Below are 25,913 nucleotides of genomic sequence, written 5' to 3' on the forward strand. Positions count from 1 at the left end.
TTGCATGAGCGAAAACCAAACGTACGACTCCTCCAGTATCAAGGTACTGAAAGGGCTAGATGCCGTACGCAAGCGTCCCGGAATGTACATCGGTGACACTGACGATGGCAGCGGTCTCCACCATATGGTGTTTGAGGTTGTTGATAACTCGATCGACGAAGCATTGGCTGGCCATTGCGACGACATCACTATCACCATCCACCCTGACGAATCGATCACCGTCCGTGACAACGGCCGTGGCATTCCGGTAGACGTGCATAAAGAAGAAGGCGTGTCGGCGGCAGAGGTCATCATGACCGTGCTCCACGCTGGTGGTAAGTTCGACGACAACTCCTACAAAGTATCTGGCGGTCTGCACGGTGTAGGTGTTTCTGTAGTTAATGCTTTGTCCGAACTGTTGTTGCTGACCGTGCGTCGTAGCGGCAAGATTTGGGAACAGACTTATGTGCACGGTGTTCCACAGGAGCCAATGCGCATAGTCGGTGATAGCGATACCACCGGCACCGAGATCCACTTCAAGCCTTCCGCTGAAACCTTCAAGAACATCCACTTCAGCTGGGACATCCTCGCCAAGCGGATTCGTGAACTCTCCTTCCTGAACTCTGGCGTAGGTATCGTTCTTCGTGACGAGCGCAGTGGTAAGGAAGAGCTGTTCAAGTACGAAGGTGGTTTGCGTGCTTTCGTTGAATATCTGAATACCAACAAGACTGCGGTCAACCAGGTATTCCACTTCAATATTCAACGTGACGATGGCATTGGCGTCGAGATCGCTCTGCAGTGGAACGACAGCTTCAACGAGAATCTGCTGTGCTTCACCAACAACATTCCGCAACGCGATGGCGGCACGCACTTGGTGGGCTTCCGCTCGGCGTTGACGCGTAACCTTAACGCTTACATCGAGCAGGAAGGTCTGGCCAAGAAGCACAAGGTCGCGACCACCGGTGACGATGCCCGTGAAGGTCTGACCGCGATTATTTCGGTGAAAGTACCAGACCCGAAATTCAGCTCGCAGACCAAAGACAAGCTGGTCTCTTCCGAGGTTAAAACCGCAGTTGAACAAGAGATGGGTAAATACTTCTCTGACTTCCTGCTGGAAAACCCGAACGAAGCCAAAGCCGTTGTTGGCAAGATGATCGACGCTGCGCGCGCTCGTGAAGCGGCTCGTAAAGCTCGCGAGATGACCCGTCGCAAAGGCGCTCTGGACATTGCCGGTCTACCGGGCAAGCTTGCTGACTGCCAGGAAAAAGACCCTGCCCTCTCCGAACTGTACCTCGTGGAAGGTGACTCTGCTGGCGGTTCAGCCAAGCAGGGACGTAACCGTAAAACCCAAGCGATCCTGCCACTCAAAGGTAAGATCCTTAACGTCGAGAAAGCGCGTTTCGACAAGATGATCTCGTCGCAAGAAGTAGGTACTTTGATCACGGCCTTGGGCTGCGGCATTGGCCGCGATGAGTACAACATCGACAAGCTGCGCTATCACAACATCATCATCATGACCGATGCTGACGTCGACGGTTCTCACATTCGTACCCTGCTGCTGACCTTCTTCTTCCGTCAGTTGCCTGAGTTGATCGAGCGCGGCTATATCTACATCGCTCAACCACCGTTGTACAAGGTCAAGAAAGGCAAGCAAGAGCAGTACATCAAAGACGACGACGCCATGGAAGAGTACATGACCCAGTCGGCTCTTGAAGATGCGAGCCTGCACCTGAATGAGTCCGCACCTGGCATCTCCGGCGAGTCGCTTGAGCGTCTGGTTAACGATTTCCGCATGGTCATGAAGACCCTCAAGCGTCTGTCGCGCTTGTATCCTCAGGAACTGACCGAGCACTTCGTTTACCTGCCTCCTGTCACTCTCGAGCAGCTGTCTGACCACGCAGGCATGCAAGCCTGGTTAGCGCTGTTTGACGCTCGCCTGCGTGTAGGTGAGAAGTCGGGTCTGGTTTACAAAGCCAGCCTGCGTGAAGATCGCGAACGTAATGTCTGGCTGCCAGAGGTCGAACTGATCTCCCACGGCCTGTCCAACTACGTGACCTTCAACCGTGACTTCTTCGGCAGTAACGACTACAAGACGGTTACCGCCCTGGGTCTGCAGATCAGCACATTGCTGGAAGAAGGCGCTTACGTTCAACGTGGCGAGCGCAAGAAGCAGGTCACCGAGTTCAAGGAAGCCTTGGCCTGGTTGATGGCTGAAAGCACCAAGCGTCACACCATCCAGCGATACAAAGGTCTGGGTGAAATGAACCCTGATCAGTTGTGGGAAACCACGATGGACCCTTCGGTTCGCCGGATGCTCAAGGTCACTATTGAAGACGCTATCGGTGCAGACCAGATCTTCAATACCTTGATGGGTGACGCGGTAGAACCTCGCCGTGACTTCATCGAAAGCAACGCTTTGGCAGTGTCTAACCTGGACTTCTAAATAAAGTTGTGGCCGGAAACGGCCATCCTCACTACGCCATGAAAAAGCCAACCTCTGGGTTGGCTTTTTTTATGGCGTTGAATTGCTTGGGTGCTCAGGCGTGTTCAGGCCCTCACTGTAGGTGCGGATCGTGCCTGGAGACACACCCACCGAGCGTTTGAATGCACGGCCAAACGCGGCCAATGAACCGTAACCTAACTGGCTTGCAATGGTTTCCATGGGTTGTCGCTCGCGACTCAGGCTAAGCAGAGCCAGTCGCATCCTTAAATCCGTGAGGTATCGAAGCGGGGAAACGCCAGTAGCCTGAAGGAAACGCTGGGCAAAAACAGAGCGCGACTGCCCTGCTTCGCTTGCCAGAGACGCTACTGTCCAGCTTCTACCGGGGTGTTTGTGCATCATTACAAGGGCTTTACTCAGCCGAGGATCATGTAACGCTCCTAACCATCCTGCTGCACCGCGCTCATCTGCCACCCAATCCCTTATAACAAGTGCAGCGACCACCTCTGCGAGGCGCGCCAGAATCCCTAGGTGGCCGGCTTTTAACATCAATGACTCACGCTCCATAGCGTCCAGCATGGGGCAGATCTCGGGTGACGCCTGCGACAGTGTACTCGCCAGTAATACCTCTGGCATGGCAGCAACCAGCGGTTGCATGCCGCCGAGTTCCAACTCCATACAGCAGCTGAAAATAACCGGACCTTGGCAAGCACTCCCTTCCTCTTCGCTAAAAAAATCAAAGGCGAATGGCTTTGCGCTGGATGAAGGCGTTCTCTCGGAAGACAAAATCGCATGAGGTCCGCCACGAGGTATCAGGACTGCGGTCCCTGTATCCATTCGATACAGGTTGTTGCCTGGGCTGCGGAGCCAGAGAGGCCCGCGCCCTACGAAGTGAAACTGCGCGCGACCCGCTGCATTACTGAAACCCACCCCCGGAAAGTCCCGGATTTCTATTCTGCGAAACTGTACGCCCATAAGACGCATGCCTGATAACAATTCGCTGATCAGCTCACTTGGATCAGTTTGAATAGGCAAAGCCATTATCACTCCAGGACGATCAATCAATATCTACAGAGCTCAGATCATAGACCGTCCTTTGCCGCCTACCTAGACTCCAATGCTCAACTTTGGGCACTGGAGTCATCTCATGAGTCATCGTTTTGGTTATCGATTGCTAGGCCGCGCTTGGGTGATAGCGTTATTGACGGCTCTTTCATCTCTATCTATCGCAGCCGAGAAGAGCTACACGGTAACTGCTCCGGACGGCGTCAGAATCGCCGTTCAGGAGGCTGGTAATCCAGACGGCCCGGCTATTATCTTCATTCATGGCTTACTCGGTAGCCGCTTGAATTGGGAAAAGCAGACGGGTAGTCCGGAGCTGCAGCGCTATCGTATGGTCACCTATGACCTGCGAGGCCATGGCCTTTCCGACAAGCCTGAAGACTCCAGCGCTTATCTCGACGGGCGTCGATCCGCAGATGATCTGGCTGCTGTTATGAAGGCGACGGGCAGCCCGCGCCCGGTGCTGGTTGGTTGGTCTTTGGGTGGAGTAGTTATATCCAATTACCTGGCCGCTTATGGTGACGCTGATCTCGGTGGGATCATGTATGTCGATGGCGTGATCGAGCTTAACGCTGCGTTGATTACCTCACACCCGGAGGTGTACACGGGGCTGGCATCTGATGATCTCAAAACACACCTGGAGGCCATAAGTAAATTCCTCGCTCTTTGCTTCTACACCCAGCCGGATGTGCCGACTTTCGAACTGCTGTTGGCGAATGCTGCGATGGCGTCTTGGACAATGACACGTGCAACTCCGTCAATGACGGTGGCCGCCGCAGAGGGTATACCCAAGGCGAAGGTGCCCGTCTTGATGCTGTATGGCGCGAAGGATCAGCTCGTCAATGTTCAGCCCTCTATGGCGCGCGCAAAGCAGTTGAATCCTCGCGTTCAGACAAAGGTATATGAGAACTCAGGCCACGCTCCATTCTTGGAGGAATCGGCGCGTTTCAATCACGATTTATCGACGTTCATGGCATCACCAACAGGCGCCACGCCGTCGAGTAAGTGACGGCTTCCAATCGTGATAACGGATCCATGTGCGACTGGTGCGATCCTCAGGCCAGGACTTGGATTAGGGTATGTTCCACGTGGAACGTGTATTTGGTACCAGAAGTGATTTCGCCATGAGGGATAGTTTGAAAGGGGGTGGCCACCAGAGCCGCTTTAAAAGTCTCTATGGTAAATGCCCAAAATCAGACATAAAAAAACCGACCCTAAAAGGTCGGTTTTAGAAGCTCATAAAAACTTATGCACGTTTTTGGCTCTTTAATGAGCATCGGAAATAAGCAGTAAATCCAAGGCTTTGCCGCCGATTTTTTCGAAAAATTCAAAAACAGTGCACAGGTTATCCACAAAACTCAGATTACAGCTCGCTCGCTGCTCGACACCGGTGCGGCGATCGAGCCCAAGGCTTTCTGAGTGTCTTCGTTCCATGTTTGAACGCGGTCGTTCAGTGCAGCAATGGCACGTGGGCCTTCGCCCTCTGCGTACATCGGTTCGCCAATCACGACCTGAATAGTCCCTGGCTTTTTCGCCCAGCCTTCCTTCGGCCAGAACTTGCCAGCGTTGTGCGCGATTGGCAGCACGGGCAGGTTTGCGTTGACCGCCAATGCAGTGCCGCCACGAGAGAATTTACCAACCTGGCCAAACGGGACGCGAGTGCCTTCCGGAAAGATCAGTACCCAGACGCCGTCTTTGAGCAGCTCGTCGCCCTTCTTAGCGATTTGCTTGAGTGCTGCTTTGGGGTTCTCGCGATCAATTGCGATAGGACGCAGCATCGCCATCGCCCAGCCAAAGAACGGGACATACAGCAGCTCACGCTTGAGCACCTGACTCAGTGGCGAGAAGTACTGCGACAGGAAGAAGGTTTCCCAAGTGCTCTGGTGGTTGGAGATGATCACGCAGGGCGTCTTGGGGACATTTTCCGCACCGGTCACTTCAACCCGGATATTCAGGAACACGCGAGTCAACCAGATTGCACAGCGGCACCAGTAGACGTTGATGAAGCGATAGCGAGCCTTGAATGGCAGAAACGGAGCGATGAAGAAGCTTAATGTGCACCACAGCAGAGAGCTGGTGCCTAGCAACAGGTAGAAGAGAAAAGTCCTGATTGCCTGGATGATCGACATAGTTGCTTTTACCGTACGGGCGAATGCCCGTTCATCAAGCGTACCGCTAGTTTTTTTGCGGAGCGCTATTGTGGATAAGTTCTGCGGCAACCGCCGCAAGATCGTCAAAAACCAACGTGCTGGCGGGCAGCGAACCGGCCAGTGTTTTCTCACCTTTACCGGTTTTTACCAAAACCGGTTGTGAGTCGACGGCCAGTGCGGCCTTCAGGTCACTGCTGCTGTCGCCCACAAACCATATTCCTGCCAGCTCCACTTGGTAGTGTCGGGCTATGGTTTGCAGCATGCCCGGTTTCGGTTTGCGGCATTCGCAACCCTCGTCGGGCCCGTGCGGACAGTAAACGATTAAACCGACCTCGCCACCCTGCTCCGCCACCAGCTCACGTAAGCGCGCGTGCATGGCGTCCAGAGTCGCCAGGTCGTAATAACCCCGGGCGATGCCGGACTGGTTGGTTGCGACTGCAACCGTCCAGCCGGCCTTGCTCAGTTGCGCGATGGCCTCGATCGAACCTGGAATCGGAATCCACTCCGCCACCGACTTTATGTAAGCGTCGGAGTCATGATTGATAACTCCATCCCGATCAAGGATCAGCAACTTCACAATACGTCCCTTCTTCAGCCTAGCAACGAGATGTCAGCGACGCCCAGGAACAGGCCACGTAGACGCGCCAGCAGTGCATAGCGGTTGGCGCGTACGCTGGCGTCCTCGGCATTGACCATCACGGCTTCGAAGAAGGCATCCACCGGCTCACGCAGGGCTGCCAGACGCGCGAGGGTTTCGCTGTACTGACGCGCTTCTGCCATTGGCTGCACATCTTGATCCGCTTGCTTGATAGCCGAATACAGCGAGAACTCGTTAGCGTTATCGAAGTATTTGGGCTCGACGGTCTGGGCAATGTTGCCTTCAGCCTTGCTCAACAGATTCGAAACGCGCTTGTTCACCGCAGCGAGTGCTGCAGCTTCCGGCAGTTTGCGGAACGCCTGAACGGCTTGAACACGCTGATCGAAGTCCAGCGCCGAGCCGGGCTGCAGTGCACGAACCGACAGATAAACCGCCACCTCGACACCTTCGTCTTCATAACGCGCACGCAGGCGATCGAAGATGAATTCCAGTACTTGTTCCTGCAAGCCTGCGGCTTTGACCTTGGCACCGAATTGACCCACTGCAAACTTCACAGTCTCGATCAGATCCAGGTCCAGTTGCTTCTCGATCAGAATACGCAGGATGCCCAATGCAGCACGACGCAATGCGTACGGGTCTTTACTGCCGGTAGGCAGCATGCCGATGCCGAAGATACCGACCAGGGTGTCCAGCTTGTCAGCGATGGCCACTGCCGAACCGGTCAACGTCGTTGGCAGTTCGCCGCCTGCACCGCGCGGCATGTATTGCTCGTTCAGCGCCAGGGCTACATCGTCAGCTTCGCCGTCAGCCTTGGCGTAGTAGTAACCGGCGATACCCTGCATTTCAGGGAATTCGCCGACCATCTCGGTGGCCAGGTCGCACTTGGACAGCAGACCTGCGCGCGCTGCGCGTTGAGCGTCGCCACCGATACGTGGCGCGATGAATGCGGCCAGTTTCGAAACGCGTTCAGCCTTGTCGAAGACGCTGCCCAACTGAGCCTGGAACACGACGTTTTGTAGACGCTCGTTGAAGGTTTCCAGCTTCTGCTTCTTGTCCTGCTTGAAGAAGAACTCGGCGTCAGTCAGACGTGGACGAACGACTTTCTCGTTGCCCAGCACGATCTGCTTCGGATCTTTGCTTTCGATGTTCGCAACGGTGATGAAGCGTGGCAGCAACTTGCCGTCAGCATCCAGCAGGCAGAAGTACTTCTGGTTGTCCTGCATGGTGGTGATCAGGGCTTCTTGCGGCACTTCCAGGAAGCGCTCTTCAAACGAGCACACCAGCGGGACCGGCCACTCGACCAGCGAAGTCACTTCGTCAAGCAAGCTTGGCGGCACGATGGCAGTGCCTTCGTGTTGGGTCGCCAGTTCGTCGACTCGCTTGGTGATCAGTTGACGACGCTCGTTGAAATCAGCCAATACATACGCGCTGCGCAGATCGCTCAGGTAGCTGGCTGGCGAGGTGATGCGAACGCTTTCCGGGTGGTGGAAGCGATGGCCGCGGGATTCACGGCCAGCCGTCTGAGCCAGAATCGTGCAATCGATGACTTGATCACCAAACAGCATGACCAGCCATTGGGTCGGACGCACGAACTCTTCCTTGCGGGCACCCCAGCGCATGCGCTTGGGAATCGGCAGGTCATTCAGGGAGTCTTCAACGATAGTCGGCAGCAGGCTGGCGGTTGGCTTGCCAGCGATGTTCTGGCTGTAACGCAGCTTGGGTCCGCTCTGATCGATTTCGCTCAGGTCAACGCCGCACTTTTTGGCAAAACCCAGGGCTGCCTGAGTCGGGTTGCCTTCTGCGTCGAAAGCCGCCTGACGTGGCGGGCCGTCAAGGTTGATGCTGCGATCAGGCTGTTGCGTGGACAGGTCGGTGATCAACACGGCCAGACGACGCGGTGCGCCATAAACCTGCTTGGCGCTGTAAGTCAGCCCCGCAGACTGCAGGCCTTTTTCGATACCAGCCAGAAATGCATCGGCCAATGTGTTGAGCGCTTTGGGTGGCAGCTCTTCGGTACCCAGTTCAACCAGGAAATCTTGAGCACTCATTGTTGCGCCTCCAGCTTGGCCAGCACTTCGTCACGTAAATCAGGTGGAGCCATCGGGAAGCCCAGCTTGGCGCGAGCCATCAGATACGCCTGAGCGACCGAGCGAGCCAGAGTACGAACGCGCAGGATGTACTGCTGACGAGCAGTTACCGAAATAGCGCGACGGGCGTCCAGCAGGTTGAAGGTATGGGAGGCCTTCAGAACCATTTCGTAGCTTGGCAGCGGCAGTGGCTGATCCAGTTCGATCAGACGTTTGGCTTCGCTTTCGTAGAAATCGAACAGCTCAAACAGTTTGTCGACGTTGGCGTGTTCGAAGTTATAAGTCGATTGCTCCACTTCGTTCTGGTGGAACACATCGCCGTAGGTCACGCGGCCGAACGGGCCGTCAGCCCAGACCAGGTCATAAACCGAGTCAACGTTCTGTAGGTACATCGCCAGACGTTCCAGGCCGTAGGTGATCTCACCGGTCACCGGGTAGCATTCGATGCCGCCCGCTTGCTGGAAGTAAGTGAACTGCGACACTTCCATGCCGTTGAGCCAGATTTCCCAGCCCAGACCCCAGGCGCCGAGTGTTGGCGATTCCCAGTTGTCTTCAACGAAGCGCACGTCGTGAACCAGTGGGTCCAGACCGACATGCTTCAACGAGCCCAGATACAACTCCTGAAAGTTGTCCGGGTTTGGCTTGAGAACTACTTGAAACTGATAGTAGTGCTGCAGGCGGTTCGGGTTTTCACCATAACGGCCGTCAGTCGGACGGCGGCTTGGTTGTACGTAGGCTGCGTTCCAGGTTTCCGGGCCTACGGCGCGCAGAAACGTGGCGGTGTGGAAAGTGCCGGCGCCTACTTCCATATCGTAGGGCTGAAGTACCACGCAACCTTGCTCGGCCCAGTATTGCTGGAGGGCGAGGATCAAGTCTTGGAAGGTACGCACGGCTGGCGTAGGCTGGCTCACGAAATTCACCTGTACTGGGGCTGCGATTTAAAGAGCGGGAGTATACCCGATTCGGCCGCACCTCCACCCTTGGAAGCCCTATGCCACGCTGCTATTGGTGCAACGAAGAGCCGATTTACATCGATTATCACGATCAGGAGTGGGGCGTGCCGTTGCGCGACGCGCAGAAGCTCTTCGAGTTGCTTTTGCTCGAAGGGTTCCAGGCCGGTCTTTCATGGATCACGGTTTTGAAGAAACGCGCGCGTTATCGCGAGGTGATGTTCGGTTTTGATGTACATCGAATCGCCGCCATGACCGACGATGACATTGAGGTCCTGATGCAGGAGCCGGGCATCATCCGCAACCGCCTCAAGCTCAATGCCGCGCGACGCAATGCGCAGGCGTGGTTGAAGCTGGACAACCCGGTTGAATTCCTCTGGTCGTTTGTTGGCGGTGAAAGGAAGATCAACCACCGCAAGGACCGCAGCGAAGTCCCGGCCATCACGCCAGAGGCCGAGGCCATGAGCAAAGCATTGAAGAAAGCAGGGTTTACCTTTGTGGGCCCGACCATCTGTTATGCCTACATGCAGTCGAGCGGCATGGTCATGGACCATACCGTGGATTGTGATCGATACGCGGTTTTGGTCCGCTGACGGTTACAATGGCCGCCTTGAGTTTTGGGGAGTGATCTGTGGAAAAGTTTAAAGGTGCCCTCATGGTGGGCGCATTGCGACTGTTTGCCTTGTTGCCCTGGCGCGTTGTGCAGTGGGTCGGTGCAGGCATCGGCTGGTTGATGTGGAAACTGCCGAACCGTTCGCGTGAGGTTGCGCGCATCAATCTGGCTAAATGCTTTCCGGAAATGGACCCTGCCGAGCGCGAGCGTCTCGTCGGTCGTAGTTTGATGGACATCGGCAAGACCCTCACCGAAAGCGCCTGTGCCTGGATCTGGCCTGCTCAGAAATCCATCGATCTGGTACGTGAAGTTGAAGGCCTCGACGTCCTCAAGGATGCCTTGGCGTCCGGTAAAGGCGTCGTTGGCATCACCAGTCACCTGGGCAACTGGGAAGTGCTCAATCACTTCTACTGCAGCCAGTGCAAACCGATCATTTTCTATCGTCCGCCCAAGCTCAAGGCGGTCGATGACCTGCTACGCAAACAACGCGTGCAATTGGGCAACCGCGTGGCGGCGTCCACCAAGGAAGGCATTCTCAGCGTCATCAAAGAAGTGCGCAAAGGCGGCTCGGTAGGTATTCCGGCCGATCCTGAGCCGGCGGAATCAGCGGGGATCTTCGTACCGTTTTTCGCCACTACAGCCCTGACCAGCAAGTTTGTGCCTAACATGCTGGCGGGCGGCAAAGCCGTCGGCGTGTTCCTGCATGCCATGCGCTTGCCGGATGGTTCAGGTTACAAAGTGGTTCTGGAAGCTGCGCCCGAGGCCATGTACAGCACCGACACTGCGACATCGGCGGCGGCCATGAGTCAGGTGGTGGAGAAATATGTGCGGGCTTATCCGAGCCAGTACATGTGGACCATGAAGCGCTTCAAGAAACGCCCTGCCGGAGAGGCCCGCTGGTATTGATGAGGTCATGACTTGAAATGATGAACCCTGTGGGAGCGGTGCTTGCCCGCGATAAGGCAGGGCACGATCTAAAGTGAACCGCGTCCAGCCTTATCGCGGGCAAGCCCAGCTCCCACAGAAATAACATTTCAATTGAGAGGGACTAGTTGGCTGCTTAAAAAAAGCTCAACCCCACCTGAAACAGCCTCTCCACATCGCGGATGTACTTTTTATCCACAAGGAACATGATCACGTGATCGCCGGTTTCGATCACGGTGGCGTCGTGGGCGATGAGCACTTCGTCAGCGCGAATGATGGCGCCAATTGTGGTGCCCGACGGCAGTGCGATGTCTTTGATGGCCTTGCCGATGACCTTGCTGGACTTGGTATCGCCATGAGCAACCACCTCGATAGCCTCGGCTGCACCGCGACGCAGTGAGTGCACGCTGACGATATCACCACGTCGAACGTGGGCCAGCAAGGTGCCGATGGTTGCCAGTTGCGGGCTGACCGCGATATCGATTTCGCCGCCCTGCACCAGATCGACATACGCCGGGTTGTTGATGATGGTCATCACCTTGCGCGCACCCATGCGTTTGGCCAACAGCGACGACATGATGTTGGCTTCGTCGTCGTTGGTCAGGGCCAGGAACAGGTCGGTGTTGGCGATGTTTTCTTCCAGCAGCAGATCACGGTCTGACGCGCTGCCTTGCAGCACGACTGTGCTGTTCAGCGATTCCGACAGCTGTCGGCAGCGCGCTGGATTCATCTCGATGATTTTGACCTGATAGCGGCTCTCGATGGCTTCCGCCAGACGCTCGCCGATATGCCCGCCGCCTGCAATGACGATGCGTTTGTAGTTCTCGTCCAGACGGCGCATTTCGCTCATGACTGCACGAATGTCCGCCTTGGCCGCAATAAAGAACACTTCATCGTCTGCTTCAATGACCGTGTCACCTTGCGGCAAGATCGGCCGGTCGCGGCGGAAGATGGCGGCCACGCGCATGTCGACATTGGGCATGTGTTCACGTAACTGGCGCAGTTGCTGACCCACTAACGGTCCGCCGTAATAGGCCTTGACCGCCACCAGTTGCGCTTTGCCGCCGGCGAAGTCGATCACCTGCAGCGAGCCGGGGTATTCGATCAGGCGCTTGATGTAGTTGGTGACGACTTGCTCAGGGCTGATCAGCACGTCGACCGGAATCGCGTCATTGTCGAACAGGCCTGCGCGAGTCAGATAAGCCGCTTCCCGCACCCGGGCGATTTTGGTCGGCGTGTGGAACAGCGTGTAGGCGACCTGACAAGCCACCATGTTGGTTTCGTCGCTGTTGGTCACTGCTACCAGCATGTCAGCGTCATCTGCGCCTGCCTGGCGCAGTACGGTCGGAAACGAGCCACGGCCCTGCACCGTGCGGATATCCAGGCGGTCGCCCAGATCACGCAACCGGTCGCCATCGGTGTCGACCACAGTGATGTCGTTGGCTTCGCTGGCCAAGTGTTCAGCCAGCGTACCGCCAACCTGCCCTGCGCCGAGGATGATGATTTTCAATCAATTGCTCCTTGAAGCGGCATAAGCAAACCTATGGAATTGCATGAAGCCTGTGGAAGCAGGCTGATGACGTGGGACCGGCTTCAGCCGGGAAAGCGGCCTGGCAGATACCACACACTCAGCGGCTGTTCCGGCCCCTTCCCGGCTAAAGCCGGTCCCACGTCGTCACATTGACTTGCGGGCAAAAATAGAATCTTCCACAAGAGATTGCATTGAATTTGAGTAGTGCGCATCAAGCAGCGATCTTGATCAGTTTGGCGTAATAGAACCCGTCATGCCCGCCTTCCTGCGCGAGCAACTGGCGACCGTGCGGCTGTTTGATGCCCGGTGATTGCTGGCCGAGCTGACCGGCAATGTCCAGCTCACGTGCGCCGGAGGTGCGGGCCAGGAACGCCTCAATGACTTCGGTGTTTTCCATCGGCAGTGTCGAGCAAGTGGCGTAAAGCAGAATGCCGCCGACTTGCAGGGTTGGCCAAAGGGCATCGAGCAACTCGCCTTGCAGCGTTGCCAGGGCCGGGATGTCATCGGCCTGACGGGTCAGCTTGATGTCGGGATGGCGGCGGATCACACCGGTTGCCGAGCACGGCGCATCAAGCAGGATTCTCTGGAATGGCTTGCCGTCCCACCATTGCGCGGTTTCCCGGGCATCGGCAGCGATCAGTTCGGCGCTCAGGCCAAGGCGCTCAAGGTTTTCCCGCACACGCACCAGACGCTTGGCTTCCAGGTCCACCGCCACGACGCCTGCCAGCGCAGGCTGGACTTCCAGCAAGTGGCAGGTTTTACCGCCTGGGGCGCAACAGGCATCCAGCACCCGTTGGCCCGGGGCCAGTTCGAGCAGATCGGCAGCCAGTTGCGCGGCCTCGTCCTGCACGCTGATCCAGCCTTCGGTAAAACCTGGCAGGCTGCGCACATCGCAAGGCTCGGTCAGCAGAATACCGTCCTGACTGAACGTGCAGCCGACTGCTTCAATGTCTGCCTTAGCCAGCAGTTCGAGGTATTGGTCACGGCTGTTGTGCCGACGATTGACCCGCAGAATCATTGGCGGATGCGCATTGTTAGCGGCGCAGATGGCTTCCCACTGTTCTGGCCAAGCCGCTTTCAGCGCTTTTTGCAGCCAGCGCGGGTGCGATGTGCGCACCACCGGATCGTGTTCCAGCTCAGCCAACAACGCTTCGCTTTCACGCTGGGCGCGACGCAGCACGGCGTTTAGCAGCGCTTTGGCCCAAGGCTTTTTCAATTTGTCGGCGCAACCAACGGTTTCGCCGATGGCAGCGTGGGCCGGAATGCGCGAATACAGAAGTTGATACAAACCCACCAGCAGCAACGCCTCGACGTCCGCATCGGCGGCTTTGAAAGGCTTTTGCAACAATTTTGCGGCCAACGCAGAAAGCCGTGGCTGCCAGCGAGCTGTGCCGAACGCCAGATCCTGAGTCAGGCCGCGATCGCGGACTTCAACCTTGTCCATCTGCGTCGGCAGCGAACTGTTGAGCGAAGCTTTACCGCTGAGTACAGCGGCCAATGCCTTGGCGGCGGCCAGACGCGGGTTCATTGCGCAGTCACCTGTTGGCCCAGCACGGTGCCAATGGCGAACTTCTCGCGGCGGCTGTTGAACAGGTCAGTGAAATTCAGTGGCTTGCCGCCCGGCAGTTGCAGGCGCGTCAGACGCAGCGCGCCCTGACCACAAGCGACAATCAAACCGTCCTTGTTGGCTTCGAGGATGACGCCTGGTTCGCCCTGCCCTTCAGCGAGGCTCGCGGCGAGGACTTTCAGGGCTTCGCCGTTCAGCGTGCTGTGGCAGATCGGCCATGGATTGAATGCGCGAACCAGACGCTCAAGCTCGATAGCGGGACGGCTCCAGTCGATGCGCGCTTCGTCCTTGTTGAGTTTGTGAGCGTAAGTGGCGAGGCTGTCATCCTGGACTTCGCCGACGAGTGTGCCATCGGCCAGACCGGCAATGGCTTGCAACACAGCAGGCGGGCCCAGTTCAGCCAGGCGATCATGCAAGGTGCCGCCGGTGTCTTCAGCGGTGATGGGCGTGATGGCCTTGAGCAGCATTGGCCCGGTGTCCAGACCCAGTTCCATGCGCATGACCGTGACACCGCTCTCGGCATCGCCTGCCTCTACAGCGCGCTGAATCGGCGCCGCACCGCGCCAGCGTGGCAGCAGAGATGCATGGCTGTTGATGCAACCCAAACGCGGAATATCCAGCACCACTTGCGGCAGGATCAAACCGTAAGCGACCACGACCAGCAGATCGGGCTTGAGCGCTGCCAGTTCTTCTTGAGCCGCAGCATCGCGCAGGGTCGGCGGTTGCAGCACTGGAATATCGTGTTGCACAGCCAGTTGCTTGACCGGGCTTGGCATCAGCTTTTGTCCACGACCGGCCGGGCGATCAGGCTGGGTGTAGACCGCGACGATCTGGTGAGGGCTGTCGAGCAAGGCCTTGAGGTGTTCAGCGGCAAACTCTGGGGTGCCGGCGAAGACGATGCGCAGTGGCTCAGTCATGGGCTTCTCGTTGGGAAAGGACATTTTGAACTGTAGGAGCTGCCGAAGGCTGCGATAAGGTTGGAACAACCTTCAGCCACAATAGCCATGGCGACCGGTTCCCGGTCATTCGCAGCCTGCGGCAGCTCCTACGGTCAGGTAGGAATCAAGCGTTCTGCTTGTGCAGTTTTTCGAGCTTTTTCTTGATCCGGTCGCGCTTGAGGTTGGACAGGTAATCGACGAACAGCTTGCCGTTCAGGTGATCGCACTCATGCTGGATACATACCGCCAGCAGGCCTTCGGCGATTTCTTCGTAAGCGTTGCCGTCGCGGTCCAGTGCTTTGATGCGCACCTTCTGCGGGCGGTCTACGTTTTCGTAGAAACCCGGCACTGATAGGCAACCTTCCTGATACTGATCCATTTCGTCGGTCAGCATTTCGATCTCGGGGTTGATGAAAACCCGAGGCTCGCTGCGGTCTTCGCTGAGGTCCATGACCACGACACGTTTGTGCACGTTGACCTGGGTTGCAGCCAGCCCGATACCTGGCGCCTCATACATGGTTTCAAACATGTCATCGACCAACTGACGAATGTCGGCGTCTACTACGGCCACCGGCTTGGCGATGGTACGCAGGCGCGAATCGGGAAACTCGAGAATGTTTAGAATAGCCATATACGTAAGAGCTGCACTTGTAGGGTAAAGTCAAAATCGGCTGCTAGGCTTTGGACGTCCAAGCGGGGCAACCATTTTTACACCGAGCCGGATAGGACTCTATGTTCACGCGAAGCAACATGATAAAGGGATTCACTGCATGAGGAAATCACTACTCGCCCTGCTGCTGTTGGCCGTGACCGGTCTTGTGCAGGCGCAAGTGCAACTCAGGGAAGGCCATCCGCAACGCTACACGGTTGTCGCCGGTGACACGCTTTGGGACATTTCCGGCAAGTTCCTCAGCGAGCCCTGGAAATGGCAGGAAATCTGGCGCGCCAACCCACAAGTCCACGACCCTGATCTGATCTACCCCGGCGACACCTTGTCGCTGAGTTATGTCGACGGTCAGCCTCGGGTCACCCTCAATCGCGGCGAGTCTCGCGGTACCGTGAAGCTATCGCCTCGGGTGCGCAGTACGCCGATGATTGAAGCCGTTCCAAGCATCCCGTTGGGGGCGATCAATGCGTTCCTGCTCAGTAACCGAATCGTGGACACTCCCGAGCAGTTCGACCAGGCTCCTTACATTGTGGCCGGGAATGCCGAGCGAGTCCTGAGCGGCATCGGTGACCGAATTTACGCGCGAGGCACTCTGGACCCGACGCATTCGGTCTATGGCATCTTCCGCCAGGGCAAGACCTACACCGATCCGGTCACACAGGAAGTGCTGGGTATTAACGCTGACGAGATTGGTGGTGGCGAAATTATCGCGGCCGAAGGTGATGTCTCCACGTTGATGCTGCAGCGCTCGAACCAGGAAGTGCGCCTGGGTGACCGACTGTTCGCCAGCGAAGAACGGGCAATCAACTCCAGCTTTCAGCCAAGTGAACCACGCAGTGATATCAACGGGCTGATCATTGACGTTCCGCGTGGCGTGAATCAGATCGGCGTGATGGATGTGGTGACGGTGGATAAGGGCAAACGTGACGGTCTGACCGAAGGCAACGTGCTGGCGATCTACAAGACTGGCGAGACTGTCCGCGATCGCATCACCGGTGAACAAGTCAAAATTCCTGACGAACGCTCCGGGCTCCTAATGATTTTCCGCACGTACGACAAGCTCAGCTACGGGCTGGTTCTGAACGCCAACCGCTCGTTGGCGGTAATGGACAAGATCAAAAATCCTTAGCGTTATGTTGCAGAATTGATACAGATTTTTGTCATCGCGTGACCAGTTATCAAATTGTTGTTAACAGAGTTATCCACAGGATTGGCCACCATTTCAGGTGCGCTACGGATCAAGGAAGATCTTATGCCGCTGTTCGAAAAAGCTACCCCTTCGCCTGCCGAACAGGAAGCGCGCCTGCGCTTGCATCGCTTGCCGGAGGTGGGGCCAAAGCGATTCTTCAAGTTGATCAATGCATTCGGCTGTGCCTCTGCTGCACTCAGCGCACCGGCCAGCGCCTGGCGTGCATTGGGGTTACCAGCGGCGTGTGCTGAGGCCCGACGTAACCCGGACGTGCGCGATGGTGCTAGCGCCGCATTGGCTTGGTTAGAGCGTCCGGACCAGCATTTGCTGATGTGGGACGACCCACACTACCCGGCATTGCTAGCGGAAATCCCCGATCCTCCTCCACTTCTATTCGTCGCAGGCAACGCCACGATTCTCGACCGGCCGCAGTTGGGCATGGTCGGCAGCCGCCGCGCCTCACGTCCGGGACTGGACACCGCCGCAGCTTTTTCCAAGAGCCTGGCGGGGGCCGGGTTTGTCATTACCAGTGGCTTGGCGCTGGGTATTGATGGCGCTGCGCACCAGGCCGCTCTGGACGTCGGCGGCTCTACAATCGGCGTTCTGGGTACAGGCATTGAAAAACTTTATCCACAGCGCCACCGAGCGTTGGCAGCGCGGATGATTGCCGAAGGAAGCGCGGTGGTTTCCGAGTTCCCGCTGGATGCAGGTCCGACTGCCAGCAACTTCCCGCGCCGCAACAGAATTATCAGTGGTTTGTCCCTGGGCGTGCTGGTGGTCGAAGCCAGTGTTGCCAGTGGTTCTTTGATCACCGCTCGACTGGCTGCCGAGCAGGGCCGCGAGGTTTATGCAATACCGGGGTCGATTCATCACCCCGGTGCGCGGGGTTGCCATCAGTTGATTCGCGATGGCGCTGTGCTGGTCGAAACGGTGCATCACATTCTCGAAGCCTTGCGTGGCTGGCAAGTGGTGACGCCAACTGAGGCAGTGCAGACATCTGACGTCGCTATCGACCATCCGCTGCTGGCGTTGCTGCATGCAGCGCCACACACCAGTGAAGCGTTGGCGCACTCGATTGGCTGGGCGTTGCCGAAGGTGCTCGCTGCGTTGACCGAACTGGAACTGGACGGACGCATTGCCTGTGAAGCGGGACGATGGTTTGCGCGCGCAGCCTGAGGTTAAACTGCCGACAACGTTTTAGCGGAGAGTGAAAATGGTCAGCAGTTGGCGAGTGCAACAAGCCGCCCGAAACATTCGCGCCGGTGCGGTCATTGCCTATCCAACCGAAGCGGTGTGGGGGCTGGGTTGTGATCCTTGGGATGAAGAAGCGGTTTACCGCCTGCTGGCGATCAAATCTCGGCCCGTGGAAAAAGGGCTGATTCTGATCGCTGACAACATTCGTCAGTTCGACTTCCTGTTCGAGGATTTTCCCGAGTTGTGGATTGATCGGATGGCCAGCACCTGGCCGGGTCCCAACACGTGGCTGGTGCCGCACCAGAACCTCTTGCCGCAGTGGATAACCGGTATTCACGAGACGGTAGCGCTGCGGGTTAGTGATCACCCAACGGTACGTGAGCTGTGTGCATCGGTCGGGCCGCTGATTTCCACCTCGGCCAACCCGGCAGGCCGCCCTGCTGCGCGTTCACGTCTTAGAGTCGAGCAGTATTTCCGCGGGCAGATCGATGGCGTGCTCAGCGGCAGCCTGGGAGGCCGCCGTAATCCGAGCGTGATTCGCGATATTGCTACGGCAGAGGTTGTTCGAGCGGGGTAACGATAGAGATGCTCCTGTAGGAGATTCCAGGTTTGCCACGCAACCTGACGTGGGACCGGCTTTAGCCGGGAAAGCGGTATTCTGACGTCCCATTTCTGGGGATTGTCCCGGCCTCTTCCCGGCTAAAGCCGGTCCCACGTCATGTCACAGACGCTGCATTTCAAATCAAGGAATCAAGATACTCGAGCCAGTGGTGCGGCGGCCCGACAGTTCGATCTGCGCTTTGCCTGCATCCTTGAGGGCGAATTGCTGGATGTTATCCACCTTGATCTTGCCGCTGGCGAGCATGTCGAACAGTTCGTCGGCCATGCTTTGCAGGGTCTGTGGCGTGTTGGCGTAGCTACCCAGGGTTGGGCGCGTGACGTACAACGAGCCTTTACTGGCCAGAATCCCCAGGTTCACGCCTGCAACAGGTCCGGATGCATTACCGAAGCTGACCAACAGACCACGCGGCGCAACGCAATCCAGAGAAGTCGTCCAGGTGTCCTGACCCACGCCGTCATAAACCACCGGGCATTTCTGCCCGTCAGTGAGTTCCAGCACGCGTTTGGCCACATCTTCCTTGCTGTAGTCGATCACTTCCCAAGCACCCAGCGCTTTGGCGTGAGCGGCTTTCTCGGCGGAGCTGACAGTGCCGATCAGCTTCACGCCCAGCGCATTGGCCCATTGGCAGGCCAGCGAGCCTACGCCACCCGCTGCGGCGTGGAACAGGATCGTTTCACCCGGTTTGACGACGTAGGTCTGACGCAGCAGATACTGCACAGTCAGGCCCTTGAGCATGACGGCAGCAGCTTGTTCGAAACTGACAGCTTCCGGCAGATGCACCAGATTGGCTTCCGGCAAGGTATGCAACTCGCTGTAGCTGCCCAGCGGACCGGTGCCATAGGCCACGCGGTCGCCGACTTTGAAGCGGCTGACTTCGCTGCCCACTGCGTCGACGATCCCCGCGCCTTCGTTACCCAGCCCCGACGGAAAGGACGGCACCGGATACAGACCGCTGCGGAAGTAGGTCTCAATGAAATTCAGGCCGATGGCCTTGTTACGCACACGTACCTGTTGCGGGCCAGGCTGGGCCGGTTCGAAGTCCACATACTCGAGAACTTCCGGGCCGCCGGTCGTGCTGAACTGGATACGCTTTGCCATTTGTTCTCTCCATGATCAATCGAAACAGGAATGTGAAAGGGCTCTATCGGACTCCTTCGTTTGCGCTTCGTCAACTGCGGTCGATTGGCCACGGGTGGTATGCTACGCGCCAATTTCGCTGTGGCCCTTGAAGTCCGGGTGCCCAGCCGTTTGAAGTCAGTTTAAGAGGTCGCCATGTCTTCTAGCCGCACTGAGGCCGTCAAAGCCTACCTGCTCGATCTGCAAGACCGGATCTGCACCGCTCTGGAACAGGAAGACGGCGGTGCCCGTTTTGTCGAGGATGCATGGACCCGCCCCGCTGGCGGTGGTGGACGTACGCGCGTAGTCGAAAACGGCACGGTGATTGAAAAGGGCGGCGTCAACTTCTCCCATGTCTTCGGCACCAGCCTGCCGCCCTCTGCCAGTGCTCACCGGCCAGAACTGGCCGGACGTGGTTTCGAGGCGCTGGGCGTGTCGCTGGTAATCCACCCGCACAACCCGCATGTCCCGACTTCTCACGCTAACGTGCGGTTCTTCATCGCTGAAAAAGAGGGCGAAGAAGCGGTCTGGTGGTTCGGCGGCGGTTTCGACCTGACGCCTTATTACGGCGTCGAAGAAGACTGCGTGCATTGGCACCGTGTCGCCGAACAGGCATGTGCGCCTTTCGGCGCCGACGTTTATCCGCGGTACAAGGCGTGGTGCGACAGCTATTTCCACCTCAAGCACCGTAACGAGCCTCGCGGTATCGGCGGCTTGTTCTTCGATGACCTGAACCAGTGGGATTTCGACACCAGCTTTGCCTTCATGCGCGCGATTGGCGATGCCTTTATCAACGCTTACCTGCCTATCGTGCGTCGTCGCAAGGCGGACGCGTATACCGCGCAGCAACGTGAGTTTCAGGAGTTCCGTCGCGGGCGCTATGTGGAATTCAACCTCGTCTACGACCGTGGCACGCTATTTGGTCTGCAATCGGGCGGGCGTACCGAGTCGATCCTCATGTCGCTGCCACCGCAAGTGCGCTGGGGCTACGACTGGAAAGCCGCGCCAGGCAGCGAAGAAGCACGCCTGACCGAGTACTTCCTGCAGGATCGGGACTGGTTGGCGTTGGGGTAAGACTCTGTAGATATCTTAATTTGAAATGCATCTCCCTTGTGGGAGCTGGGCTTGCCCGCGATAAGGCTGGACGCGGTTCACTTCAGATCGCGTCGCCCCTATCGCGGGCAAGCCCAGCTCCCACAGGGTTCAGTATTCACGTGCTCGGCTTCCAGGAATATAAATGGACCACTACGCCGTCTTCGGCAACCCCATCGGCCACAGCAAGTCACCGCTGATTCATCGCCTGTTCGCCGAGCAAACCGGTCAACCGCTGGATTACCGCACGGCGCTTGCGCCGCTGGATGACTTCACCGCATTCGCCAAGGCGTTCTTCAACGAAGGCCGTGGGGCCAACGTGACTGTGCCGTTCAAGGAACAGGCCTATCTCATGGCCGACAGCCTGACCGAACGCGCCCGGCGTGCAGGCGCAGTCAACACCCTGAGCAAGCTGGCCGACGGCACCTTGCTCGGTGATAACACCGATGGCGCGGGACTGGTGCGGGATCTGACGGTTAACTGCGGCGTGAGTCTGCATGGCAAGCGCGTGCTGTTACTCGGTGCGGGCGGCGCAGTGCGCGGTGCGCTGGAGCCCTTGCTGGCAGAGCGCCCGTCGGTATTGGTGGTCGCTAATCGAACGGTAGAAAAAGCCGAGCTGCTGGCCCGGCAATTCGCTGATCTGGGGCCCGTATTTGCCAGTGGTTTCGATTGGCTGGAAGAGTCTGTGGACGTGATCATCAACGCCACATCCGCGAGCCTGGTGGGAGAACTGCCGCCGATTTCGCCGAGCCTGATCGATCCCGGTAAGACCTTCTGCTACGACATGATGTACGGCAGCGAGCCTACAGCCTTCTGCCGTTGGGCCGCCGAGCACGGCGCGGCGCAATCCGTTGATGGTTTGGGCATGCTGGTCGAGCAGGCCGCCGAAGCCTTCTTGCTATGGCGCAGCGTGCGACCGGATTCAGCGCCAGTACTGGCTGAGCTGCGCAGGCAACTCGCGGCTTAATCTTCGAACCGGATCGGGCATTTATCCCCTTCCAGCTTGCGCAGCTCATCAATCACCTGCGGCCTGGCCCGACGCAACGTCAGGGTCCGGTCGTGATCACGCAGGCGTCGGGCTTCCTGATGGAGCATCTCGACGCCGGAATAATCGATGAAGTTGATGTGTTGCGCCTCAATGACCACGTGTTTGCCTTCGGTGCGCTGCAGTCTCGTCTGCAAATAGTGGCTGGCACCAAAAAAGATCGAGCCGCCAACGCGCATGATGTCTTCGTCGCCGTCGCGCCATTGCTGCACGACCGGTTGTGAGGTGCGCTTGAGGTAGAAGAACAGCGACGCCAGCACCCCCGCGTAAATCGCGGTTTGCAGTTCGAGCAGCAATGTCGCGACGCAGGTTAAGGCCATGACGAGAAATTCTGAGCGACTGACGCGGTACAACGCACGGATGCCGCGCCGGTCCACCAGCCCCCAACAAATCAGCAGAATCGAAGCCGCCATGGCCGGGATAGGAATGTGCGCGATCCACGATGCCCCGGCGACGGCAAACAGCGCGACCCACAAGGCAGAAAATATCCCGGCCAGGGGTGAATTGGCGCCCGCTTCGAAGCTCAGTGCCGAGCGAGTAAATGAACCTGCTGACAGAAAGCCTGAAAACAGGCTGCCTCCCATGTTCGACAGGCCCTGAGCACGCACTTCCTGATTGGCGTCGATCAGTTGCTGGGAGCGGGTAGACAGCGAACGGGAAATCGACAGGCTGTTGACCAGTCCGAGCATGCCCACCGCCACGGCGGATGGCAGCAGTTTGAGGATCAGTTCCGGATCGAGTGGCAGCGGGCTCAACGGCGGCAGATGGCCGACAAATGCCGAGACAACGCGCACATGGCCAAACATCGCTGGCCATAGCCAGACCAGCAGGCTGGATGCGATGAGTGTGATCAACAGTGTTGGCCAGCGCGGCACAACCAGCTTCAGTAGCATGCCGAGCCCTAGCGTCAGTAAACCCAACATCAGTGACGGCATGTCCAGCTCGCCTCGATGCTCCAACACGGCGATCAGGCTTTTTAGAGCGGTGGTCTGGCTGGGTAAATCGATGCCGATCAGGTTGGGCATTTGCCCCAGTGCAATGACTACGGCGGCACCCAGGGTGAAACCGAGCACCACCGAATGGGAGACGAAGTTGACCAGCGCGCCGAAGCGCACCATGCCGAGCAATAACTGAAACACCCCGGCAATGAACGTCAGCAGCAGAATCAGGGTGATGTAATCCTGACTGGCCGGGACCGCCAGCGGGCTGATGCTGGCGTAGAGCACGACTGAAATTGCCGCCGTCGGCCCGCAGATCAGGTGCCATGACGAGCCCCACAAACAGGCGATCATGACCGGCACTATGGCCGCGTATAAACCGTACTCGGCAGGCAATCCGGCGATCAGGGCGTAAGCGATGGACTGTGGCAAGGCCAGAATCGCCCCGCTCAACCCCACCAAGGCATCTCGACCCACGGTGGCGCGAGTCTGGCGGGGAAGCCAGGCAAGAAACGGCAGGAATTTATGGCGGTTGAGCCAACCCATGAAACGCTCTTTGAAGGATTGCGGAGGGGTTAGGGTACAACAGTTGGTGGAGCTGTCCTCTGTGGGAGCCGGGCTTGCCCGCGATGAGGCTGGACGCGGTTCATTTTAGATAGCGTCAAGCTTATCGCGGGCAAGCCCAGCTCCCACAGGTAATGCGCAGACCTTGGGAGGTATTAAAGCTTCGCCTTCACCGCCGCCAGTGCATCTTTGTCATCAATGGTTTTCACGCCATCCAGCCATTTATCCAGCACGGCCGGGTTGGCTTTGATCCAGGCTTTGGCTGCGGCAGCATTGGTGACTTTGTTGTTGGTCACGTCGGCCATGATGCTGTTTTCCATCTCCTGGGTGAACGTCAGGTTGGTCAGCAGTTTGCCTACGTTCGGACAGGCCTCGGCGTAACCTTTGCGAGTCAGGGTATGTACGGTGCCGGTGTCGCCGAAGTATTTCTCGCCGCCTTTGAGGTAATGCAGGCCTTTGATCTGCACGTTCATCGGGTGCGGCGTCCAGCCAAGGAACACCACGAACTGATCTTTTTTCACCCGGCGATTTACTTCAGCCAGCATCGCTTGTTCGCTGGACTCCACCAGCTTCCAGCTGCCCAGATCGAATTCGTTCTCCTTGATGATTTTCTGAATCGAGAGGTTGGCTGGCGCGCCGGAGCCAATGCCATAAACCTTCTTCTCGAACTTGTCGGCGAATTTGTTCAAGTCGGCAAAGTTATGCACACCCGCGTCCCAGACATAATCCGGCACAGCCAGGGTGAACTCGGTACCGTCCAGGTTCTTCGCCAGTTGGGTGACATCCCCGGTCGCGACAAACTTGTCATAGAAACCCTGTTGCGCAGGCATCCAGTTGCCCAGGAAGACGTCCAGCTTGCCATCCTTGAGACCGCCGTAAGCAATCGGCACCGCCAGGGTATCGACCTTGGCCTTGTAGCCCATCCCGTCCAGCAGGAAGCCGGCAATGGCGTTGGTTGCAGCAATGTCGCTCCAGCCCGGATCGGCCAGTTTTACAGTGCTGCAACTTTGCTCGGCAGCCTGTACCGCAAGGCTGCTCAACGCCATGACCCCAATCACGAGTGTTTTGGATAACGTCTTCATTAACTTCCCCTAGTTTTTTGATTTTTTGGCAGGGTCAAGGTTGTGGATAACGTGCCTTGCGCTCCAGATCGTCCAGATCAATGTGGTTGCGCATGTACTGCTGACTGGCGTCTACCAGCGGCTGGTGATCCCAACTCTTCAGCTTGCCGAGTGCCAGCGACTCAGCGACAAAGCGCCGTCTACGCTGGCTGGCGAGCACCTGGTGGTGTATCGCCGGTATATCCCATTTGGCCCGTGCTTCAGCCAGGAACTCATTGAACAGTTGCTGGTGAGTGTCCGACTGGCTCAGCTCTTCCAGTTCCTGTGGATCGTTATGGACATCGAACAGCAGGCATGGGTCCTGCTCCGAATAAATGAATTTGTACGCGCCACGCCGGATCATCATCAGCGGGCTGTTAGTACCTTCGGCCATGTACTCGCCAAACACCTCGTCATGACCACCCTCGCCCAGCAAATGCGGCATCAGTGACTGACCATCCAGTGGCAAGCCATCCACCAGCTCGCCTTCAGCCATCGCGACAAATGTCGGCAGCAAATCAGCTGTGGAAACCGCTGCGCCAACGCGTCCGGCCTTGTATTGGCCTGGCGCGTAGACCAGCAATGGCACTCTAGCCGCCATTTCAAACCAGTGCATTTTGTACCAGAGGCCGCGCTCGCCGAGCATGTCACCGTGATCGCCTGAGAACACAATGATGGTGTCGTCCGCCAGACCGATCTCTTCCAGGGTCTGCATCAGCTTGCCGACGTTGCTGTCGATGTAGCTGCACGCGCCGAAATAAGCGCGGCGGGCATCGCGGATTTTCTCCTCGGGCAACGGCTTGTCCCACAGATCATAGACTTTCATTAACCGCTGGGAGTGCGGATCCTGATCAGCCTGGTCGGGCTGATGCTGCGGCATCGGGATTTCGTCGTCGCTGTATAGATCCCAGAAAGGTTTCGGGATGGTGTATGGATCATGCGGATGAGTCATCGAAACCGTCAGGCAGAACGGTTGATCGCCGTCGTTACGCACGTGATCGAATAGGTATTGCTGGGCTTTGAAGACCACTTCTTCATCGAAGTCCAACTGATTGGTGCGCACGCATGGACCGGCCTGCAGCACCGACGCCATATTGTGATACCAGGTCGGACGCACATCCGGCGCGTCCCAATTGACGGCCCAGCCATAGTCAGCGGGATAGATATCACTGGTCAGGCGCTCTTCATAGCCGTGCAACTGGTCGGGCCCACAGAAGTGCATCTTGCCGGACAACGCAGTCTTGTAGCCCAGGCGGCGCAGATAATGGGCGTAGGTCGGAATATCGGCGGGGAATTCTGCGGCGTTGTCGTAAGCGCCGATCTTGCTGGGCAACTGACCGCTGACCAGCGTGAAGCGCGACGGGGCGCACAACGGGCTGTTGCAGTAAGCAGCATCGAACACCACGCCTTCAGCAGCGAGGCGACTTAGATTAGGCATTTTGATTGGAGACGAAGCGTAGAACGGCAACATCGGCGCGGCCATTTGATCGGCCATGATGAACAGAATATTTTTGCGCTTCATGTATTTCGCGGCATCCCATCGTGAA

General features: G+C 57.6%; 22 protein-coding genes. 9 read left to right on the forward strand and 13 right to left on the reverse strand.

The features are described from left to right. Positions 1 to 4 precede the first annotated feature (4 nt). Complete coding sequence (gyrB, locus tag AUC60_RS16185; protein ID WP_087269455.1) at positions 5 to 2,422, forward strand: DNA topoisomerase (ATP-hydrolyzing) subunit B; 2,418 nt, start codon at positions 5 to 7, stop codon at positions 2,420 to 2,422. Positions 2,423 to 2,491: 69 nt separating this feature from the next. Here gyrB and AUC60_RS16190 read toward each other — a convergent pair whose 3' ends face one another. Next, positions 2,492 to 3,460 (reverse strand): cupin domain-containing protein, encoded by a 969-nt coding sequence (locus AUC60_RS16190; protein ID WP_405624097.1) that lies wholly within the window; start codon positions 3,458 to 3,460, stop codon positions 2,492 to 2,494. 106 nt (positions 3,461 to 3,566) lie between these two features. Here AUC60_RS16190 and AUC60_RS16195 point away from each other — a divergent pair, with 106 nt between their 5' ends. Further along, positions 3,567 to 4,490, forward strand: coding sequence for an alpha/beta fold hydrolase (locus AUC60_RS16195; protein ID WP_087269458.1), 924 nt, complete (start codon positions 3,567 to 3,569; stop codon positions 4,488 to 4,490). A gap of 349 nt (positions 4,491 to 4,839) precedes the next feature. Here the strand turns inward: AUC60_RS16195 and AUC60_RS16200 are convergent, their stop codons facing one another. Genes AUC60_RS16200 through glyQ form a run of 4 tightly spaced genes read right to left on the reverse strand, consistent with a single transcriptional unit; the run spans position 4,840 to position 9,227 of the window. Then, the gene (locus AUC60_RS16200; RefSeq protein WP_087269461.1) at positions 4,840 to 5,610 is read right to left on the reverse strand and encodes a lysophospholipid acyltransferase family protein; all 771 of its coding nucleotides are present in this window, start codon (positions 5,608 to 5,610) and stop codon (positions 4,840 to 4,842) included. Between the two features lie 46 nt (positions 5,611 to 5,656). After that, on the reverse strand, positions 5,657 to 6,208 hold the full coding sequence (gmhB, locus tag AUC60_RS16205; RefSeq protein WP_087269464.1) for a D-glycero-beta-D-manno-heptose 1,7-bisphosphate 7-phosphatase: 552 nt from the start codon (positions 6,206 to 6,208) through the stop codon (positions 5,657 to 5,659). A 14-nt stretch (positions 6,209 to 6,222) separates the two neighbouring features. Then, positions 6,223 to 8,277, reverse strand: coding sequence for a glycine--tRNA ligase subunit beta (gene glyS, locus AUC60_RS16210; protein ID WP_087269467.1), 2,055 nt, complete (start codon positions 8,275 to 8,277; stop codon positions 6,223 to 6,225). Beyond that, entirely contained in the window at positions 8,274 to 9,227 is a 954-nt protein-coding gene (gene glyQ, locus AUC60_RS16215; RefSeq protein ID WP_020292021.1) for a glycine--tRNA ligase subunit alpha, read from the reverse strand. The genes glyS and glyQ overlap by 4 nt, the downstream gene beginning before the upstream one ends. Positions 9,228 to 9,307: 80 nt before the next feature. On the opposite strand from glyQ, the gene AUC60_RS16220 reads away from it, so the two are divergent. Both AUC60_RS16220 and AUC60_RS16225 read left to right on the forward strand, forming a co-directional pair. After that, positions 9,308 to 9,859 carry a DNA-3-methyladenine glycosylase I gene (locus AUC60_RS16220; RefSeq protein WP_087269470.1) on the forward strand — a complete coding sequence of 184 codons (552 nt, stop codon included), beginning with the start codon at positions 9,308 to 9,310 and terminating at the stop codon, positions 9,857 to 9,859. 38 nt (positions 9,860 to 9,897) lie between these two features. Beyond that, positions 9,898 to 10,785 (forward strand): lysophospholipid acyltransferase, encoded by an 888-nt coding sequence (locus AUC60_RS16225; RefSeq protein ID WP_087269473.1) that lies wholly within the window; start codon positions 9,898 to 9,900, stop codon positions 10,783 to 10,785. Positions 10,786 to 10,939: 154 nt separating this feature from the next. Here the strand turns inward: AUC60_RS16225 and trkA are convergent, their stop codons facing one another. From trkA to def, 4 genes are all read right to left on the reverse strand, one after another. Then, the gene (gene trkA, locus AUC60_RS16230; protein WP_087269476.1) at positions 10,940 to 12,313 is read right to left on the reverse strand and encodes a Trk system potassium transporter TrkA; all 1,374 of its coding nucleotides are present in this window, start codon (positions 12,311 to 12,313) and stop codon (positions 10,940 to 10,942) included. Between the two features lie 232 nt (positions 12,314 to 12,545). Beyond that, on the reverse strand, positions 12,546 to 13,862 hold the full coding sequence (gene rsmB, locus AUC60_RS16235; RefSeq protein WP_087269479.1) for a 16S rRNA (cytosine(967)-C(5))-methyltransferase RsmB: 1,317 nt from the start codon (positions 13,860 to 13,862) through the stop codon (positions 12,546 to 12,548). Then, the gene (gene fmt / locus AUC60_RS16240; protein WP_087269482.1) at positions 13,859 to 14,818 is read right to left on the reverse strand and encodes a methionyl-tRNA formyltransferase; all 960 of its coding nucleotides are present in this window, start codon (positions 14,816 to 14,818) and stop codon (positions 13,859 to 13,861) included. Before fmt ends, rsmB begins: the two co-directional genes overlap by 4 nt. Before the next feature lie 145 nt (positions 14,819 to 14,963). Continuing rightward, entirely contained in the window at positions 14,964 to 15,470 is a 507-nt protein-coding gene (gene def / locus AUC60_RS16245; protein WP_087269485.1) for a peptide deformylase, read from the reverse strand. A gap of 139 nt (positions 15,471 to 15,609) precedes the next feature. Between def and AUC60_RS16250 the strand changes: the two genes are divergently transcribed. The 3 genes from AUC60_RS16250 (at position 15,610) to tsaC (ending at position 18,466) form a co-directional block, all read left to right on the forward strand. Continuing rightward, positions 15,610 to 16,635, forward strand: a complete 1,026-nt coding sequence (locus AUC60_RS16250) for a LysM peptidoglycan-binding domain-containing protein (protein WP_087269488.1) — start codon at positions 15,610 to 15,612, stop codon at positions 16,633 to 16,635. A gap of 123 nt (positions 16,636 to 16,758) precedes the next feature. Next, the gene (gene dprA / locus AUC60_RS16255; protein WP_087269491.1) at positions 16,759 to 17,871 is read left to right on the forward strand and encodes a DNA-processing protein DprA; all 1,113 of its coding nucleotides are present in this window, start codon (positions 16,759 to 16,761) and stop codon (positions 17,869 to 17,871) included. Positions 17,872 to 17,908: 37 nt separating this feature from the next. Beyond that, a complete protein-coding gene (gene tsaC / locus AUC60_RS16260) occupies positions 17,909 to 18,466 on the forward strand; it encodes an L-threonylcarbamoyladenylate synthase type 1 TsaC (RefSeq protein WP_087269493.1) in 558 nt (185 codons plus the stop codon). A gap of 165 nt (positions 18,467 to 18,631) precedes the next feature. Here the strand turns inward: tsaC and AUC60_RS16265 are convergent, their stop codons facing one another. Next, positions 18,632 to 19,609, reverse strand: coding sequence for an NADPH:quinone reductase (locus tag AUC60_RS16265; RefSeq protein WP_087269496.1), 978 nt, complete (start codon positions 19,607 to 19,609; stop codon positions 18,632 to 18,634). Positions 19,610 to 19,783: 174 nt separating this feature from the next. Between AUC60_RS16265 and hemF the strand changes: the two genes are divergently transcribed. Further along, on the forward strand, positions 19,784 to 20,701 hold the full coding sequence (gene hemF, locus AUC60_RS16270) for an oxygen-dependent coproporphyrinogen oxidase (RefSeq protein ID WP_087269499.1): 918 nt from the start codon (positions 19,784 to 19,786) through the stop codon (positions 20,699 to 20,701). A 163-nt stretch (positions 20,702 to 20,864) separates the two neighbouring features. Next, positions 20,865 to 21,686 carry a shikimate dehydrogenase gene (gene aroE, locus AUC60_RS16275; protein ID WP_087269502.1) on the forward strand — a complete coding sequence of 274 codons (822 nt, stop codon included), beginning with the start codon at positions 20,865 to 20,867 and terminating at the stop codon, positions 21,684 to 21,686. Here the strand turns inward: aroE and AUC60_RS16280 are convergent. The 3 genes from AUC60_RS16280 to betC form a co-directional block, all read right to left on the reverse strand. Beyond that, positions 21,683 to 23,248, reverse strand: a complete 1,566-nt coding sequence (locus tag AUC60_RS16280; RefSeq protein WP_087269505.1) for a SulP family inorganic anion transporter — start codon at positions 23,246 to 23,248, stop codon at positions 21,683 to 21,685. The two genes, aroE and AUC60_RS16280, sit on opposite strands and share 4 nt — an antisense overlap. Positions 23,249 to 23,421: 173 nt before the next feature. Continuing rightward, complete coding sequence (gene choX, locus AUC60_RS16285; protein WP_087269508.1) at positions 23,422 to 24,348, reverse strand: choline ABC transporter substrate-binding protein; 927 nt, start codon at positions 24,346 to 24,348, stop codon at positions 23,422 to 23,424. A gap of 34 nt (positions 24,349 to 24,382) precedes the next feature. After that, positions 24,383 to 25,888 carry a choline-sulfatase gene (gene betC, locus AUC60_RS16290; protein WP_087269510.1) on the reverse strand — a complete coding sequence of 502 codons (1,506 nt, stop codon included), beginning with the start codon at positions 25,886 to 25,888 and terminating at the stop codon, positions 24,383 to 24,385. Positions 25,889 to 25,913: the final 25 nt, after the last annotated feature.

Source organism: Pseudomonas caspiana, assembly GCF_002158995.1.
Lineage (GTDB): Bacteria > Pseudomonadota > Gammaproteobacteria > Pseudomonadales > Pseudomonadaceae > Aquipseudomonas > Aquipseudomonas caspiana.